At 69.1% G+C, this 15,923-nt stretch carries 15 protein-coding genes; 11 read left to right on the plus strand and 4 right to left on the minus strand.

The annotated features are described in order from the left end of the window. Positions 1–1,363 (plus strand): chaperonin GroEL (gene groL, locus ABTW65_RS25830; protein ID WP_350665524.1); only part of this gene is annotated, 1,363 nt, incomplete at its 5' end. Positions 1,364–1,446: 83 nt separating this feature from the next. Here the strand turns inward: groL and ABTW65_RS25835 are convergent. Then, a complete protein-coding gene (locus ABTW65_RS25835) occupies positions 1,447–2,196 on the minus strand; it encodes a GH25 family lysozyme (RefSeq protein ID WP_350665526.1) in 750 nt (249 codons plus the stop codon). Between the two features lie 20 nt (positions 2,197–2,216). Then, positions 2,217–2,894 (minus strand): DUF305 domain-containing protein, encoded by a 678-nt coding sequence (locus ABTW65_RS25840; protein ID WP_350665528.1) that lies wholly within the window; start codon positions 2,892–2,894, stop codon positions 2,217–2,219. 132 nt (positions 2,895–3,026) lie between these two features. On the opposite strand from ABTW65_RS25840, the gene ABTW65_RS25845 reads away from it, so the two are divergent. From ABTW65_RS25845 to ABTW65_RS25870, 6 genes are all read left to right on the plus strand, one after another. Continuing rightward, positions 3,027–4,541: an LVIVD repeat-containing protein gene (locus ABTW65_RS25845; protein ID WP_350665529.1), complete on the plus strand. Its 1,515-nt coding sequence runs from the start codon at positions 3,027–3,029 to the stop codon at positions 4,539–4,541. 141 nt (positions 4,542–4,682) lie between these two features. Next, entirely contained in the window at positions 4,683–5,438 is a 756-nt protein-coding gene (locus ABTW65_RS25850) for an ABC transporter permease family protein (protein ID WP_350665531.1), read from the plus strand. Positions 5,439–5,504: 66 nt separating this feature from the next. Continuing rightward, complete coding sequence (locus ABTW65_RS25855) at positions 5,505–6,290, plus strand: DUF1684 domain-containing protein (protein ID WP_350665533.1); 786 nt, start codon at positions 5,505–5,507, stop codon at positions 6,288–6,290. A gap of 66 nt (positions 6,291–6,356) precedes the next feature. Further along, entirely contained in the window at positions 6,357–7,256 is a 900-nt protein-coding gene (locus ABTW65_RS25860; protein ID WP_350665534.1) for a GNAT family N-acetyltransferase, read from the plus strand. Positions 7,257–7,383: 127 nt separating this feature from the next. Then, positions 7,384–8,883: an IMP dehydrogenase gene (gene guaB / locus ABTW65_RS25865; protein WP_350665536.1), complete on the plus strand. Its 1,500-nt coding sequence runs from the start codon at positions 7,384–7,386 to the stop codon at positions 8,881–8,883. A 122-nt stretch (positions 8,884–9,005) separates the two neighbouring features. Continuing rightward, a complete protein-coding gene (locus ABTW65_RS25870; protein WP_350665538.1) occupies positions 9,006–9,803 on the plus strand; it encodes a DUF1684 domain-containing protein in 798 nt (265 codons plus the stop codon). A gap of 8 nt (positions 9,804–9,811) precedes the next feature. On the opposite strand, the gene ABTW65_RS25875 is transcribed toward ABTW65_RS25870, so the two are convergent. Further along, positions 9,812–11,209 (minus strand): MFS transporter, encoded by a 1,398-nt coding sequence (locus ABTW65_RS25875; protein WP_350665540.1) that lies wholly within the window; start codon positions 11,207–11,209, stop codon positions 9,812–9,814. A 118-nt stretch (positions 11,210–11,327) separates the two neighbouring features. Between ABTW65_RS25875 and ABTW65_RS25880 the strand changes: the two genes are divergently transcribed. Continuing rightward, the gene (locus tag ABTW65_RS25880) at positions 11,328–12,149 is read left to right on the plus strand and encodes a helix-turn-helix transcriptional regulator (RefSeq protein ID WP_350665542.1); all 822 of its coding nucleotides are present in this window, start codon (positions 11,328–11,330) and stop codon (positions 12,147–12,149) included. Here the strand turns inward: ABTW65_RS25880 and ABTW65_RS25885 are convergent. Continuing rightward, a complete protein-coding gene (locus ABTW65_RS25885) occupies positions 12,146–12,952 on the minus strand; it encodes a helix-turn-helix domain-containing protein (RefSeq protein ID WP_350665544.1) in 807 nt (268 codons plus the stop codon). The genes ABTW65_RS25880 and ABTW65_RS25885 overlap by 4 nt on opposite strands. Before the next feature lie 63 nt (positions 12,953–13,015). Between ABTW65_RS25885 and ABTW65_RS25890 the strand changes: the two genes are divergently transcribed. The 3 genes from ABTW65_RS25890 (at position 13,016) to ABTW65_RS25900 (ending at position 15,645) form a co-directional block, all read left to right on the plus strand. Then, a complete protein-coding gene (locus ABTW65_RS25890) occupies positions 13,016–13,489 on the plus strand; it encodes a DUF3224 domain-containing protein (RefSeq protein WP_350665545.1) in 474 nt (157 codons plus the stop codon). Positions 13,490–13,644: 155 nt separating this feature from the next. Then, a complete protein-coding gene (locus tag ABTW65_RS25895; protein ID WP_350665547.1) occupies positions 13,645–14,466 on the plus strand; it encodes a class I SAM-dependent methyltransferase in 822 nt (273 codons plus the stop codon). A 72-nt stretch (positions 14,467–14,538) separates the two neighbouring features. Continuing rightward, the gene (locus ABTW65_RS25900; protein ID WP_350665549.1) at positions 14,539–15,645 is read left to right on the plus strand and encodes a GuaB3 family IMP dehydrogenase-related protein; all 1,107 of its coding nucleotides are present in this window, start codon (positions 14,539–14,541) and stop codon (positions 15,643–15,645) included. Positions 15,646–15,923 lie beyond the last annotated feature (278 nt).

Below are 15,923 nucleotides of genomic sequence, written 5' to 3' on the forward strand. Positions count from 1 at the left end.
CGGTACGACCACTGCGACCGTCCTCGCCCAGGCGATGGTCCACGAGGGTCTGCGCGCGGTTGCCGCCGGCGCGAACCCGATGAGCCTCAAGCGCGGTATGGACGCCGCTGCGGCCGCCGTCGGTGACGCCCTGCGCGCCGCCGCCCGTGAGGTCGTCGACGAGTCCGACATGGCCTCGGTCGCCACCATCTCCTCCCGCGACGCGAAGATCGGCGAGATCCTCGCCGAGGCCTTCGCCAAGGTGGGCAAGGACGGTGTCATCACCGTCGAGGAGTCCAACACCACCGGCACCGAGCTCGAGTTCACCGAGGGCATGCAGTTCGACAAGGGCTACATCTCTCAGTACTTCGTGACCGACCAGGAGCGGATGGAGGCCGTCATCGACGACCCGCTGATCCTGCTCGTCCAGGGCAAGATCAGCTCCATCCAGGAGCTCCTGCCGCTGCTGGAGAAGGTCATCGCTGCCGGCAAGCCGCTGTTCATCATCGCCGAGGACGTCGAGGGCGAAGCCCTCTCGACCCTGGTCGTGAACAAGATCAAGGGCACCTTCAACGCGACCGCCGTCAAGGCGCCCGCGTTCGGTGACCGCCGCAAGGCCATGCTGCAGGACATCGCGATCCTGACCGGTGCGCAGGTCGTCGCCGAGGAGGTCGGCCTCAAGCTCGACCAGGTCGGCCTCGAGGTGCTCGGCACCGCTCGCCGGATCACGGTCACGAAGGACAACACCACGATCGTCGAAGGCGGCGGCGACGCTGCCGCGGTCGAGGGTCGCGTCAACGAGATCAAGTCCGAGATCGAGCGGACCGACTCCGACTGGGACCGCGAGAAGCTCCAGGAGCGCCTCGCCAAGCTCGCCGGTGGCGTCTGCGTGATCAAGGTCGGCGCTCACACCGAGGTGGAGCTCAAGGAGAAGAAGCACCGCATCGAGGACGCTGTCTCCGCGACCCGCGCCGCCATCGAAGAGGGCATCGTCGCCGGCGGTGGCTCCGCGCTGATCCACGCCGTCTCCGTTCTGGAGAAGGACCTCGGCCTCGAGGGCGACGAGGCGGTCGGCGTACGCGTCGTCCGCAAGGCCGCCGACGAGCCGCTGCGCTGGATCGCCGAGAACGGTGGCGACAACGGCTACGTCATCACCACCAAGGTCCGCGACCTCGGTGTCGGGCAGGGCTTCAATGCTGCCACGGGTGAGTACGGCGACCTGGTTGCCCAGGGCGTCATCGACCCGGTCAAGGTCACCCGCTCCGCGCTGATCAACGCCACCTCGATCGCGGGCATGCTGCTCACGACCGAGACCCTGGTCGTCGACAAGCCGGAAGAGGACGAGGCGCCCGCGGGCGGTCACGGCCACGGTCACGGCCACTGAGGCATAGCCGAGTCGGCGCATCTTGCCCGTGCTTCGCGAAAGCGAAGCGATCGACAGGGGCAGGATGTGCCGACTCGGCGATTTCAGCGAAGGGTGAGCTCGTCGAGATCCACGTCGTCGGAGAGCACGTTCATGTCCACGTATGCCTCGTCCTCGCTGCCCACGCCGTCGAGCCGGTCGCGGTTGGAGTACTGCCAGACGGTCCAGTCACGTCCGTCGGGGACCCGGGGCGGCCAGGCGACGGAGCGGAACCAGATGGGGTTGTCGGGGTAGAGGTCGACCAGATAGGCGCGGTAGGCCGACGGGGTGGTGTAGATGACCGGCGCGATGCCGTAGTGCTCCTCGAGCGTGGACAGCAGCGGGTCGAGGATCGCGCGGACCTCGGTGGCGGGCGGCAGGTCCCCCTTGAAGGAGCCGTACGGCTCCAGGTCGACGACCGGGGCGAGCGTGCCGGTCACGCGCGGCACCGTGGCGATCATGTTGTGCGCCTGGTCGGCGCCCGGGCTCTCGAAGCTCATGAAGTGGTAGGCGCCCGTCGCGATCCCGGCCCGTTGCGACTCGGCCCAGTTGGCGGCGAAGCGTGAGTCGACGTGCGAGGAGCCCTCGGTCGACTTGATCCAGGCGAACTCGATGTCCTGCTCGGCGACCCGCGGCCAGTCGACGGTGCCGTTGTGGTGGGAGACGTCGATGCCGCGTACGTCGTACTTGGCCGCGAACAGACGGGTGGGCATCACGACGCCGGTGTAGACCAGCGCGGTCGCGATCAGGGCGAGGCAGACGACGACGGCGGAGCCGATCAGCACGCGTCGACGACGGGCGGGGGCGAGGGACACCCGCCGAAACGTACCGGTTCTCACAGCTCCGTGAGGAGCTTCTCCATGATGTCGATCTCGACCGACTGGGTGGCCTCGACGTCCATCGCCATCTCGATGGCCAGCGCGTCGCTGCCCTTGGATGCCATCGGCTCGGCCATGTCCAGGGCGCCCTGGTGGTGCTGGATCATCCCGGTCAGGAAGAGCCGGTCGAACTCCTCGCCACGGGCCGCGCCGAGCGCGCTCATCTGATCCGGGGTGAGCATCCCGGCCATGGTGTGCGCCGGGTCCGAGGCGCGCGGCACCCGCAGCCCGCGGGTGTTGAGCCATCCGCTCATCGCCACGATCTCGGGACCCTGGGCCGACTCGATCCGCTTGGCCAAGGAGACGACCTCGGGGTGGACGCCGTGCTCGCGCGCCAGCCTGGTCATCTCCAGCGCTTGAGCGTGGTGCGGGATCATCATCGTCACGAAGTCGGCATCGGTCTGAGTCCACGGGTCCGTGGCAGCGGCCGAGGGCGAGATCGTCGCCGCGGCCTCACCCGGCGCTCCGCCCTGGACCACGGGCGCCGACTGGACGGCCGCCTCCGGGCTGGGCGAATGCCCGCTGTGTTCGCCGTGCTCGCCGTGAGCGTCGTCCGAGGAACCTCCGCACCCGCCGAGCGAGATCGCCGCGAACACGACACCCGATGTGATGACACCCAATCGCCTACCGCGCACGTGTCTCCTTCCGAGATCCCGCAGAGGTGAACAATTTATTCATATTCCATGCCTCCCGTGTACGACTTTTACTAAAGTTGAGAGGTCCTGCCCGTGCCACCCCACGGCGGCCGACTCGGAAGGCTTGCGAACATGAGGCTTAGACGACCCACCCAATACCTGGCCCCCATCGCGGTGGTCATGGTTGTCGCAGGAGGGCTGGCCGTCGCGGCCCCGTCCTCCGCAGACGAGTCCCACACCCACGGCACCGAGACCACCGAGGCTCCCGAAGCCCAGACGAGCTGCACGGCCGAAGAGAAGCAGGCGATCACCAAGCTCGGTGACAACTTCGCCTCCGCCTGCGTCGCCGGCAACGACCTCGCCCAGCTGGGCGCCAACAATCCGGTCGTGCCCGCCGGCGAGTCCGACGGCACCCCCAACCTGCACCTGATCGCCAACATCCCCAAGTCGGGTGCCTTCACGCCCACCAACGCGCTCAACAGCGACCTCGCCTTCCAGGGCAACTACGCCTTCGCGGGCAACTACAACGGGTTCAACGTCATCGACATCAGGAACCCGGCCAGCCCACGACTCGTGAAGCAGTACGTCTGCCCCGGGTCCCAGAACGACATCTCCGTCTACGACGATCTGCTGGTCCTCTCCGTCGACTCCAGCCGCAGCAACAACACCTGCGACAACGTGGCGCAGTCGGCCGAGATCAAGGAGTCGTGGGAAGGTCTCCGCGTCTTCGACATCAGCAACCCGAGAGACCCGGAGTACGTCGCCGCGGTCGAGACCAAGTGCGGCTCCCACACCCACTCGCTGGCACCGAGCAAGGACGGGCGATCGGTCTATGCGTACGTCTCCTCCTACGGTCCCCGCGCGACCTTCCCCGACTGCCAGCCCCCGCACGACAAGATCAGCATCGTGAAGATCCCGAAGCGCGCGCCTGAGCGGGCCGCGGTGGTCAACGAGCCGGTGCTGTTCCCCGACGGCGGCTACACCAACACCGCCGGCTGCCACGACATCACCACCTACCCGTCCAAGGACATCGCCGCCGGCGCCTGCATGGGCGACGGCATCCTGATGGACATCTCCGACCGCGAAAACCCGGTGGTGACCGAGCAGGTCACCGACACCGCGAACTTCGCGTTCTGGCACTCGGCCACCTTCAACAACACCGGCACCAAGGTCGTCTTCACCGACGAGCTCGGCGGCGGCGGTGCGCCGACCTGCAACCCGGAGACCGGCATGGAGAAGGGCGCCAACGGCATCTACGACATCGAGGGCGGACAGCTCGTCTTCAAGTCCTACTACAAGATCCCGCGCACCCAGTCCAACACCGAGAACTGCGTCGCCCACAACGGCTCGCTGATCCCGGTCAAGGGCAAGGACATCATGGTGCAGGCCTGGTATCAGGGCGGTGTGTCGGTCTACGACTTCACCGACTCGGCCAACCCGAAGGAGATCGCCTGGTTCGACCGCGGTCCGTTCGAGGACACCACGACCATCGCCGGGCCCTGGTCGACGTACTACTACAACGGCTACATCTACTCCAACGAGATCCAACGCGGCTTCGACGTCTTCGACCTGCGCGACCCGCGGGTCGCCTCGGCGAAGCGGGTCAGGTTCGATGAGCTGAACGTCCAGGCTCAGCCCTCCTACTAGGAAGCTGAGTCGGCGCATCTGACCCCGTGTCTCGCGAAGCGAAGCGAGCGAGAGGGGTCGGATGCGCCGACTCGGCGATTTCAGCGAATGACCAGCTCGTCGACACCTTCTGGTCACCGCGCCGGGCCATGGTTCTCCGCGATGACCGAGACCGTTGCTTCCGACAGGACCGGCCGGGCATACGCCGCCCGGCTGATCCAGCGCGGTCCGCTCGAGTGGCTGGCGGCAGGTCTCCTCGGCCTCCTTCTCATCAGGCTCGTGTGGAGCCTGGTGAGAAACGAGAACCTGCTCCCGGGCGCAGTGGTCGGCTATCTGCTCCACCCGGACGTCCTCGCCGGAGTCTGGCTGACGATCCGGCTGACCGTGCTGGTCTTCGCGGCAGCCTGGGCGATCGGGCTCGTCGCGATCTCGATGGAGAGGTCGGCCAACCCGGTGTTGGGTGGGATAGCGGCGGCGTACGTCTGGATCTTCGGCAGCATCCCCGTGCTCGTCCAGCTGCTGCTGTGGAGCAACATCGCGCTGATCTTTCCCGACATCACCTTCGGGCTCCCGGGGGTGCACATCGACGCGGTCCGGCTGGTCACGCCGGTCCACGCGGCGATCGCGGGGCTGGCGCTGGCGATGGGAGCGTACGCAGCGAAGGCTCTTCCGGGCGGTGACCGGCTCACCGCGCTGGGCGACCTCTTGGTAACCACGCTCCAGGCCACGAGCCTGGTCTCGGTGCTCTCGATCACCGACCTGCTCGGGGTCGTCCAGGCGCTCGAGGAGCGCAACCATCTGATCATCCCGCTGCTGGTGGTGGCGGCGATCTGGTACCTCGTCCTGGTCACCGCGGCGCGCGGCGCGATCCGCCTGGCCCGGCTCGTTCGCGTGAAGGATCAGTCGCCCCGACGGTGAACCCGAGGGTAAAAGTCGGCGACCATTGCAAGACCTGGCAACGCAACTCTTTGTAGAGTGCAGCGCGTGACTTTCGAGCGGGCTTGGCAACGGTGGCGCGATGAGCGGGAAGCCGAGCTGAGAAGCCCCGAAGGTTTCCTGGCGATCACCGGCCTGCACTGGCTGGGCCGCAGGCCGGTGCGGTTCCCCGGGATCCCGGGTGTCTGGTCGACCGGGCCGGAGGGCGCCGTCGTCGAGCTCGGTGAGGGTGAGTGGCTCGAGCTCGGCGGTGCCAAGCTCGCCGGTCGGCACGTCTTCGGTCACGTGGATCCCGTCGGCGTGATCGCGACCTTCGACGGCGGGACGGTCGAGGTCGCGGACCGCTTCGGCACCCCGGTGCTGCGGCCGCGGCAGCCCGACGGACCGTTCCTGCGCGACTACACCAGCACGCCGACGTACGCTCCGGACCCGTCGTGGCAGGTCAGGGCAGCCTTCACCGCCTACGAGACGAGCCGTCCGATCTCGGTCGGCTCCGTGGTCGAGGGCCGGTCGAGCGTCATCGACGCCGTGGGGGAAGTCGCGTTCGAGGTCGGTGGCCGCCCGCAGCGGCTGATCGCCTTCGACGGCGGCGACGACGAGCTGTGGCTGCTGTTCACCGACGAGACCAGCGGCGTGACGACCTACGCCGCCTGCCGTCAGCTCGCGGTCGAGCCACCGGTCGACGGCACTGTCGTCCTCGACTTCAACCGCGCCAAGAACATGCCCTGCGCCTACACGATCCACGCCACCTGCCCGCTCCCACCCGCGAGCAACCACATCGACGTGCTCGTCGAAGCCGGCGAGCAGACCCCGCCGCGTCCGCCCGCGGACTGAAGGTTTAACCGTGAGTAACGGACCAGAAACAGGGAAACAGGCAGACTAGGGCTCATGGTGGGGACGATGTTGTGGAGAGTGCGTACGACGCTGCCGGACCGACCAGGCACACTGGCGGCGCTGGCACAGCGCTGCGGTGAGGCCGGGGTCAACATCCTGGGGATGCAGATCTTCCCAGGGCTGGCGCAGGTGACCGACGAGTTCGTGCTGCGTACGCCCGAGGGCTGGGGCGAGAAGGAGATCTGTGACCTGATCTCCTCCGCGGGTGGCGGCGGGATCGTCATCCAGACCGCCACCGAGGCGGCGCTGGCAGACCAGCCGACGCGCTACGTACAGGCGGCCCGGCATGTCCTGGAGCGGCCGATGGCGTTCCCGGAGGTGGTCGCCCAGCTCTTCGACGCCGAGGCCGAGGCCCCGCCCGGGGTCGTCCACGACACCATGGAGCTGCGGGTCGCCGACGTCGACGTCCAACTGCATCGCACCGCCCCCTTCACCGCGACCGAGCACGCCCGCGGCTCCGCGATGGCCGACCTGGTCAACGACGTCCTCGACCGCAGCCGCGAGTCGGCAGCGATCGGCACCACCCCGCCCGTACGCCGCCTGGGCACCGGCAGCACCCCCGACCTCGTCGTCACCGGTGAGGCCGTCACCGCCCTCATCGACGGCGTCGCCGTCGGCATCGGCGAGGTCCTGGCGCCGACCGAGGAGGACAAGAACGTACGCATCGTCAACCTGCGCGTCGACCCGGCCTGGCAGCGCCGCGGCATCGGCACCCGGCTGCTGGTCGACACCGCCAGGCTTGCGCACATGCTCGGCGCCGACGAGATCCTGCTGACAACCCAGTCCGACAACCAGGCCGTACTGCCCATGGTCCTCGCCGCCGGGATGCGCGGACGGATTCGGATGGCCGGCGACCTGCTGACCGTCAAGGTGCCGGTGCGGGACCTCAAGCCGCTGAGCAGGTAGGAAGGAATACCCGGTTAACCGGGTACTCCTGCACTTCTCTGGCATTGCAACACCCGAGAAGTGCAGGAATTGCCAGAGAAGTCTCGCCGTTTCGGCGATCTTCGGGGCCCGGCCGTAACATTTCTCCATGGAGATCCCGGAGAAGTTCGCGACGCTCGGCCTCACCTACGACGACGTACTCCTGATGCCTGGATACTCGGATCTGGCGCCGTCTGACATCGATACGACCTCCCGGCTGACCCGCGAGATCAACCTGCGGGTCCCGCTGATCTCCGCGGCGATGGACACCGTGACCGAGTCCCGGATGGCGATCGCGATGGCGCGCCAGGGCGGCATCGGCGTTCTCCACCGCAACCTGAGCATCGAGGATCAGGCCTACCAGGTCGACCTGGTCAAGCGCACCCAGACCGGGATCATCTCCAACCCGGTCACCATCGGTCCGGACGCGACGCTGGAGCAGCTCGACAAGCTCGCCGGTGAATACCGGATCTCCGGGTTCCCCGTCGTCGACGTCGACCAGAAGCTGATCGGCATCATCACCAACCGCGACCTCCGGTTCACCCCCGTCGCGGAGTGGGCGACCACGAAGGTCAACGAGGTGATGACCTCCAAGGACCTGATCACCGGCCCCGCCGAGATCTCGCGCGAAGAGGCCACCAAGCTGCTGCGTCAGCACAAGCTCGAGCGGCTTCCGCTGGTCGACACCGACGGCCGCATCACCGGCCTGATCACCGTCAAGGACTTCGTGAAGTCCGAGCAGTTCCCCGACGCCTCCAAGGACGCTCAGGGGCGGCTGCTCGTCGGCGCGGCGATCGGCTACTTCGGCGACGCCTGGGAGCGGGCGACCACGCTCATCGAGGCCGGTGTCGACGTGCTCGTCGCGGACACGGCCCACGGCAACGTACGCATGCTGATCGACATGGTCCACCGCCTCAAGACCGACCCGGCGACCAAGCACGTCCAGGTCATCGGCGGCAACGTCGCCACCAAGGAAGGCGCGCAGAGCTTCGTCGACGCGGGCGCCGACGCGGTCAAGGTCGGCGTCGGCCCGGGCTCGATCTGCACCACCCGCGTCGTCACCGGCGTCGGCGTACCGCAGATCTCCGCGGTCTACGAGGCCTCGCTGGCCTGCAAGCCCGCCGGCGTCCCGGTGATCGCCGACGGCGGTCTGCGCTACTCCGGCGAGATCGGCAAGGCCATCGTCGCCGGCGCCGACACGGTGATGCTCGGCTCGATGCTCGCCGGCACCGAGGAGACCCCCGGGGACACGGTCCTGATCAACGGCAAGCAGTTCAAGGCCTACCGCGGCATGGGCTCCATGGGCGCGATGTCGAGCCGCGGCAAGAAGTCCTTCTCCAAGGACCGTTACTTCCAGGCCGAGGTCACCGACGACGACATGATCGTCCCCGAGGGTGTCGAGGGCCAGGTCGCCTACAAGGGCTCGCTGGCCACCGTCGCCCACCAGCTCACCGGCGGCCTGCACCAGACCATGTTCTACGTCGGCGCGCGCACCATCCCCGAGCTGCAGACGCAGGGCCGCTTCATGCGGATCACCTCCGCCTCGCTCAAGGAGTCGCACCCCCACGACGTCCAGGTCACCGCCGAGGCGCCGAACTACCACGTCTGAGGCAGCTCGGCCCGCGACAACTTCATCACGAAGTGGTCTTTTCGGGCACGAATCCGGAGTGGTCGGAGTTCAATCCCAGTGTTGTATCTGCGGCTTGAATTCTGAACCTTCCGGGAGGACCCATGACCGTCGTCGACACCGAGACCTTCGCCCAGGAATGGGCGGCGTGGCACGAGGAGCACGAGGAGAGGCGCGCCTCGGCCCACGGCTTCCTCGCGATCACCTCGATCCGCTGGCTCGGCGAGGAGCCGGAGACGTACGACGACGTGCCGGGCGCCTGGTCGAGCGGACCCGAGGGCATCGTGGTCTCGCTGGCACCGGGTGAGTCGCTGGTCGTCGACGGGGTCGAGGTCGCCGGCCGGCACTCCTTCGGCGTCATCGACGAGCGCGGCGGGATCACCGCCGAGTTCGGCGACGCGGTCGTCGAGATCGCCAGGCGCGGGGGCAGCGACATCATCCGCCCCCGCCACCCCGACAACCCGGTCCTGACCGGCTACCAGGGGACGGAGGCGTACGCACCGGACCCGCGCTGGGCCGTGCCCGGGCGGTTCGTCGCCTACGAGACGCCCGTGCCGACCACCGTCGGCTCGGTCGTCGACGGCCTCGAGCACGTCTACGAGGCCGTCGGTGAGATCGAGTTCGAGGTGGGCGGAGCCGTGCACAGCCTCGTCGCCTTCCCCGGCTCCGCGCCCGGCTCGCTGCACGTGCTCTTCGTCGACGAGACCTCGGGCAGGACGACGTACGCCGCCAACCGCACCCTCTCGGTGGAGGCGCCGGACCAGGAGGGCAACCTCGTGATCGACTTCAACCGCGCCACCAACCTGCCGTGCGCCTACACCGACCACGCCACCTGCCCGCTCCCGCCGGCCGGCAACCGGCTCCCGGTCGCGGTCGAGGCGGGGGAGAAGATCCCCGCCTGACCGCACGGTCAGGCGCGGCGGGGCAGTCCGACGGCCACGAGCAGCGCCGCGACCAGGGCCAGGACCGCGTTGACCGCGATCGCCACCTGGAGTGCCCCGAGCGAGGCGACTCCGCCGGCGGCGGTGGCGACGGTGGACATGATCGGGATGCCGAGCGCGATCGCGACCTGCTGGGTCATCATCGCGAGCCCAGTGGCCAGACCCTGCTCGTGGTCGGGGAGCCCGGAGGTCGCCGCGACCATGAATCCGACGATCGCGGCGACGTGCCCGATGGCGCCGATGAAGTTCATCAGGCCGATGAACCACAGCCAGCCGACCGAGGGCCCGATCAGGACGAGTGCGCCGGTCGTCACCGCCTGAAGGGCGAGTCCACCCGCCACGGTGTTGCGTACGCCGAGGGCCTCGATCACCCGCGAACCCACGGATCCGCCGATGATCGCGCCCGCGCCCATCGCGACGAGCATCAGCCCGGTCTGCAGGGCGTCGAGACCGAGGACGTGCTGCAGATACATCGTCAGCACGAAGACCAGCGACGACTCGAAGGCGAAGGTCGCGAAGCCGGCGATGTTGCCGAAGCCGATGGTCCGTCGGGTGAGGATGTGCAGCGGCACCAGCGGGTGCGGGTGCCTGGACTCGGCGCGCCAGAACGCGACCAGCAGCACCACCGCGGCGCCGATCGCCGCCAGCCCCCACATGTCGGCGATGCCTGCCTCGCCCAGCCGGGTCGCGCCGTAGACCAGTGCGAGCAGCCCGGACGTCACCAGCACGGCACCCGGGAGGTCGAGCCGCGACCGCTCCCGGTCGGCGGAGTCACGCAGCACGAACGGCGCGATGGCGACCACCAACAACGCGATCGGCACGTTGACCAGGAACGCCCAGCGCCACGACAGCAGATCGGTGAGTACGCCACCCAGCACCGCCCCTGCGGTGAACCCGGTCGACATCACCACGCTGTTCAGCCCCAGTGCGCGCTGGCGCAGCGGCCCCTCCGGGAAGGAGACGGTGAGCAAGGAGAGCGCCGCCGGGGTGACCGCGGCGGTCGCGAGGCCCTGGGCGACCCGGGCCGTGAGCAGCAGCTCGGGTGAGGTGGCGACGCCGCCCAGCAGCGAGGCGGCGCCCAGCGCGACCATGCCGATCAGGAAGACCCGCCGCCGGCCGACGTAGTCGCCGATCCGGCCGAAGAGCAGCGTGAATCCGGCCGCGCACAGCGCGAAGGCGGTCGCGATCCACTGCACGTCGGCCTCGGCGAAGCCGAGGCTCGCGCCGACGGTCGGCAGCGCCACGTTGAGGATCGAGAAGTCGACGGTGAGGGTGAATTGGGACGCGAGCAGCAGCAGGAGCACCAGCAGCTGTCCACGGGTCATGGCGGCCGGGCGTACGGGCTCGGCCTGCGTAGTGAGGGTCATGACATCAACGCTCTGGCAGATGACGTACGCCAGCCAGACACCTGTCCTGCCACCCACCCGCCTGCCTGTCACTGACAGGGTCAGGAAGAAATCGCCGCGCGGCCGCACTATAGGAACCATGACGACCGAGCTCGGAGAGTTCCTGCGCAGCCGCCGGGCGGCGATCAGTCCCGAGGACGCCGGGCTGGTGTCCTACGGCGCCCGTCGGGTGCCCGGGCTCCGGCGTGAGGAGCTGGCGATGCTGGCCGGCGTCTCGCCGACCTACTACACCCGGCTCGAGCAGGCCGACCACCACAACGCCTCCGACTCGGTGATCGACTCGCTCGCCCGGGCGCTGCGGCTGAGCGCCGAGGAGCACGACCACCTACGTCGCCTGGCGCGTCCCGAGACCGCCGCCCCGGCCCGCTACCGCGTCGAGCGGCCGAGGCCGAGCACGGTGCGGCTGATCAACGCCACACCCGGGCCGGCGCTCCTGATCGACCATCGCAACGACGTGCTCGCCTGGAACCGGCTCGGCCACCTGCTGATCGCGCCCGAGCTGCCCTTCGAGCAGCCCGAGGACGTCGAGAACCGGCCCAACCTGACCAGGCGGTTCTTCCTGGAGCCCGGGGGTCGCGACCTGTGGGTGGAGCAGGCCGCCACCGCGTACTCCCACGTCGGGTTCATGCGCTACTCCTCCGGTCTCCACCCGGCCGACCACCAGCTCAGCTGCCTGGTCGGCGAGCTGACCCAGAAGAGCGACGAGTTCGCCGAGCTGTGGGCACAGCACCCGGTCAACGACTGCGGCTACGGGGTCAAGAAGTTCCAGCACCCGCTCGTCGGGCGGTTCGACCTCGAGTACGAGGCGCCGGTGATGCCCGAGACCAGCCACCGGATGTGCCTCTACCACGCCGAGCCCGGCAGCCCAGCGGCCGACGCCCTCGAGCTCCTGGCCCGTTAGAGGTCCATCGCGTAGGTCGCCGGCGGAGCGCCGACGACGTCTCGGAACGTACGCACCAGGTGGGCCTGGTCGCTGAAGTCCAGCTCCGCGGCGACCGCGGCCCAGTCGACGTCACCGGAATGGGCGCGGGCGGCGACCTCCAGCACGCGGAACCGCTGCACGACCCACTTCGGGCCGATCCCGACGTACTCGCTGAACAGGCGCTGCAGCGTCCGCAGGCTCAGGCCGGCACGGTCGGCGAGCTGCTCGGCCCGGGTGATCGCGCGGTCCTCCTCGGCGAGGGTCGCCCAGCGGCGTACGTCCTCGGCGACCGGGTCCGTGGGGAGGCCGACCTCCAGGAGGTAGGACTCCATCGCGGCGGCCATCTCCGCTGGCTCCGTCGAGCCGAGGATCCGCTCGGCCGCCGGCCGGTCGTCGATGCCGAGGAGCTCCTGCGCCGGGACCACCTGGTCGGCGATCGCGCTGACCCGGCTGCCGAGCACCGGGCGGAAGAGGCCGGGGAGGAACGAGACACCGAGCGTGTGACCGCGGCCGGTCAGATGCCGGATGAACGGGCGCCGGCCGATCCCGTGCACCAGCAGCCGGCCATCCTCGGCGGCGACGTGGATCCGGGGCTGCGGGATGACCTGCTGGTCGTGCGGCTGCTCGAGGTCCCAGCCGACGTACCAGTGGTAGTCCACGTGTCCCTCCAGCTCTGGTGAGACCGCGAACCGCTCGGTGGTGATCTTCCGGGCCGCCGTCACCGGGCGCACGATCGCGTCGGGATAGCCCCTGCTCTCAGTGTCGTCGGGGTCGTCGGCCATGTCGCCAACGATATGGCGCGTTCCTTCAATCCCGCGTCCCTGTTTCCGGAGCAGGCTGGAGCCATGACCGAACAGACCACTGACAAGACCTACGGCAACAAGGCGAGCACCACCATGACCGTCGCGCGCTGGCACGAGGCGGCCTACGTAGACATCGACGGCGAGGGCACAAAGATGGGCGACGACGTCTACATCCCGCACCGCGGCCTGACCACCGCCGAGACCGACTACACCTACGCCGGCGAGATCCAGGGCACCGGCGTCGCGCGGATGATCGGCGCCTACGGCAACCCCGCCGGCGGCGCGGTCTTCGAGGCGTACGAGCAGTTCACCGGCTCCATCGCCGGCCAGGAGGGTTCGTGCGTGTGGCGGATCAGCGGGACGTACGCCGACGCCACCGTCCGCTCCCACCTCACCGTCATCCCCGGTCTCGGCACCGGCGGCCTCGAAGGCCTCGTCGGCGAGGCCGACATGGTCCTCTCCGAGGAGGGCGGCGGCGAGGCGTACGGCTTCGTCCTCTCCTACGACTGGAGCTAGCCGATCTCGCCGGCCCGCCTCCTTGCGGGGCCTCGGGATCCCCAACGTTGGGGGGTTTGGATCCGCCACCGTCCTGGCCGGTGGCACGGGGTGAGGGTGGAGGCTCCAGATCACATCTCGGGTCACCGCCCATCTCGTGTGTCCTTGGAGGAAGCATGACCGCAACACCAGTACAGCCGGAGCTGAAGGCCCGCCACCGTGTGATGTGGGGCCTCGGGAACTATGCCCGGGTCGCCGACGAGCTCATTCCCGAGCTCGGCCAGGTGCTCGTCGAGGCCTGCGAGATCGGGCCCGGCGACCGTGTACTCGACATCGCCGCGGGCACCGGGAACGCCTCGATCCCCGCCGCCCTCGCCGGCGCGGAGGTGACCGCCAGCGACTTGACGCCGGAGTTGCTCGAGGTCGGCCAGGCCCGGGCATCTGGTGAGAAAGGTGCCGACTCGATCAAGTGGCGTGTCGCCGATGCCGAGGCGCTGCCGTTCGACGACGCCGCCTTCGACGTCGCCATGTCCTGCGTCGGCATCATGTTCGCGCCGTTCCACGAGAAGGCCGCTGCCGAGCTGCTCCGGGTGGTGCGTCCGGGTGGCCGGATCGGCCTGGTCAGCTGGACCCCGGAGGGCTTCATCGGCCAGATGTTCGCGGCGATGAAGCCGTTCATGCCGCCTCCGCCCGAGGGCGCGCAGCCGCCGCCGCGGTGGGGCGACGAGACCCACGTACGCGGCCTGCTGGGGGAGAGCGTGACCTCCGTCCGGGCCGAGAAGCGGATGGTCGCCATCGACTCGCTCGAGACCGGCGCGGAGTTCCGTGACTTCTTCAAGGCCTGCTACGGGCCGACGATCGTCGCCTATCGCGGGATCGCCGACGACGAGGCCCGGACCGCCGACCTCGACGCCGCGCTCGCCGACCTGGGGGACCGCTACCTCGCCGACGGCGTGATGAAGTGGGAGTACCTGCTGCTGACCGCGGTGCGTAGCTAGCCCGGTTGTGCGTGTGGCTCGCTGCGTGTGGCCTTTCCGATCTCGATCCGGTCCCGTGGAACAATCCGTCATGTGACTGAGATCGAGATCGGCCGGGCCAAGCGAGCACGACGGGCGTACGCCTTCGACGACGTGGCGATCGTGCCGTCCCGGCGCACCCGCGACACCACCGAGGTGAGCACCGACTGGCAGATCGACGCCTACCGTTTCGAGATCCCGCTGATCGCGGCGCCGATGGACTCGGTGATGTCGCCGTCGACCGCGATCGCGATGGGCAAGCTCGGCGGCCTCGGGGTGCTCAACCTCGAGGGCGTGTGGACCCGTTACGACGACCCGCAGCCGCTGCTCGATGAGCTGGCAGAGCTGAGCGGTGTCGACGCGACCCGGCGTCTGCAGGAGATCTACGAGGCCCCGATCCGGGCCGAGCTGATCACCGAGCGGCTGCGTGAGGTGCGCGCCTCCGGGGTCACCGTGGCCGGGGCGCTGTCCCCGCAGCGTACGAAGGAGTTCGCCAAGGCCGTCGTCGACGCCGGCGTCGACCTCTTCGTCATCCGCGGCACCACGGTCTCGGCCGAGCACGTCTCCTCGCAGGCCGAGCCGCTCAACCTCAAGGAGTTCATCTACGAGCTCGACGTGCCGGTGATCGTCGGTGGGTGCGCGACCTACCAGGCCGCCCTGCACCTGATGCGTACCGGCGCGGCCGGCGTGCTGGTCGGCTTCGGCGGCGGTGCGGCCCACACGACCCGGACCGTGCTCGGCGTGGCCGTGCCGATGGCCTCGGCCGTCGCCGACGTCGCCGCCGCGCGGCGCGACTACCTGGACGAGTCCGGCGGCCGCTACGTCCACGTCATCGCCGACGGTGCCGTCGGCCGTTCCGGCGACATCGCCAAGGCCATCGCCTGCGGTGCCGACGCGGTCATGGTCGGTAGCCCGTTCGCGCGGGCGACGGATGCCCCCGGCAAGGGATTCCACTGGGGCAACGAGGCCCATCACGCCGACCTGCCCCGCGGCGAGCGCGTCGCCTTCGAGCCCGTCGGCACCTTCGAGGAGGTCCTCTTCGGTCCTTCGCACGTCGCCAACGGCACCATGAACCTCGTCGGCGCCCTCAAGCGCGCGATGGCCACCACCGGCTACACCGACCTCAAGGAGTTCCAGCGGATCGAGGTCGTCGTCGGCTGACGATCGAGTCCTCGGTTCTGGCGAGCCGAATCCGCCAGTTGTGGGTGACGAAACTGTCGTTTCGTCACCCACAACCGCGTTTTCGGCAGTGCTCGGGCCGTCGGCCACTGGCTGACCGGCGAAGGCGGCGCATTTTCCCGCCATGGCGGGAAAATGCGGCGCGCTGTCGCATCCGGGCGCTGCACATCCCCACCATGGCGGGATTCTGCCCGCCCCTGCGGACCGGTCGGGCCCCGCTCGTCGAGGCGTCACTTCTGCAGGCCGAGTGGTCACGACGG

The sequence above is a fragment of the Nocardioides sp. NPDC127503 genome, assembly GCF_040302165.1.
Classification (GTDB): domain Bacteria; phylum Actinomycetota; class Actinomycetes; order Propionibacteriales; family Nocardioidaceae; genus Nocardioides.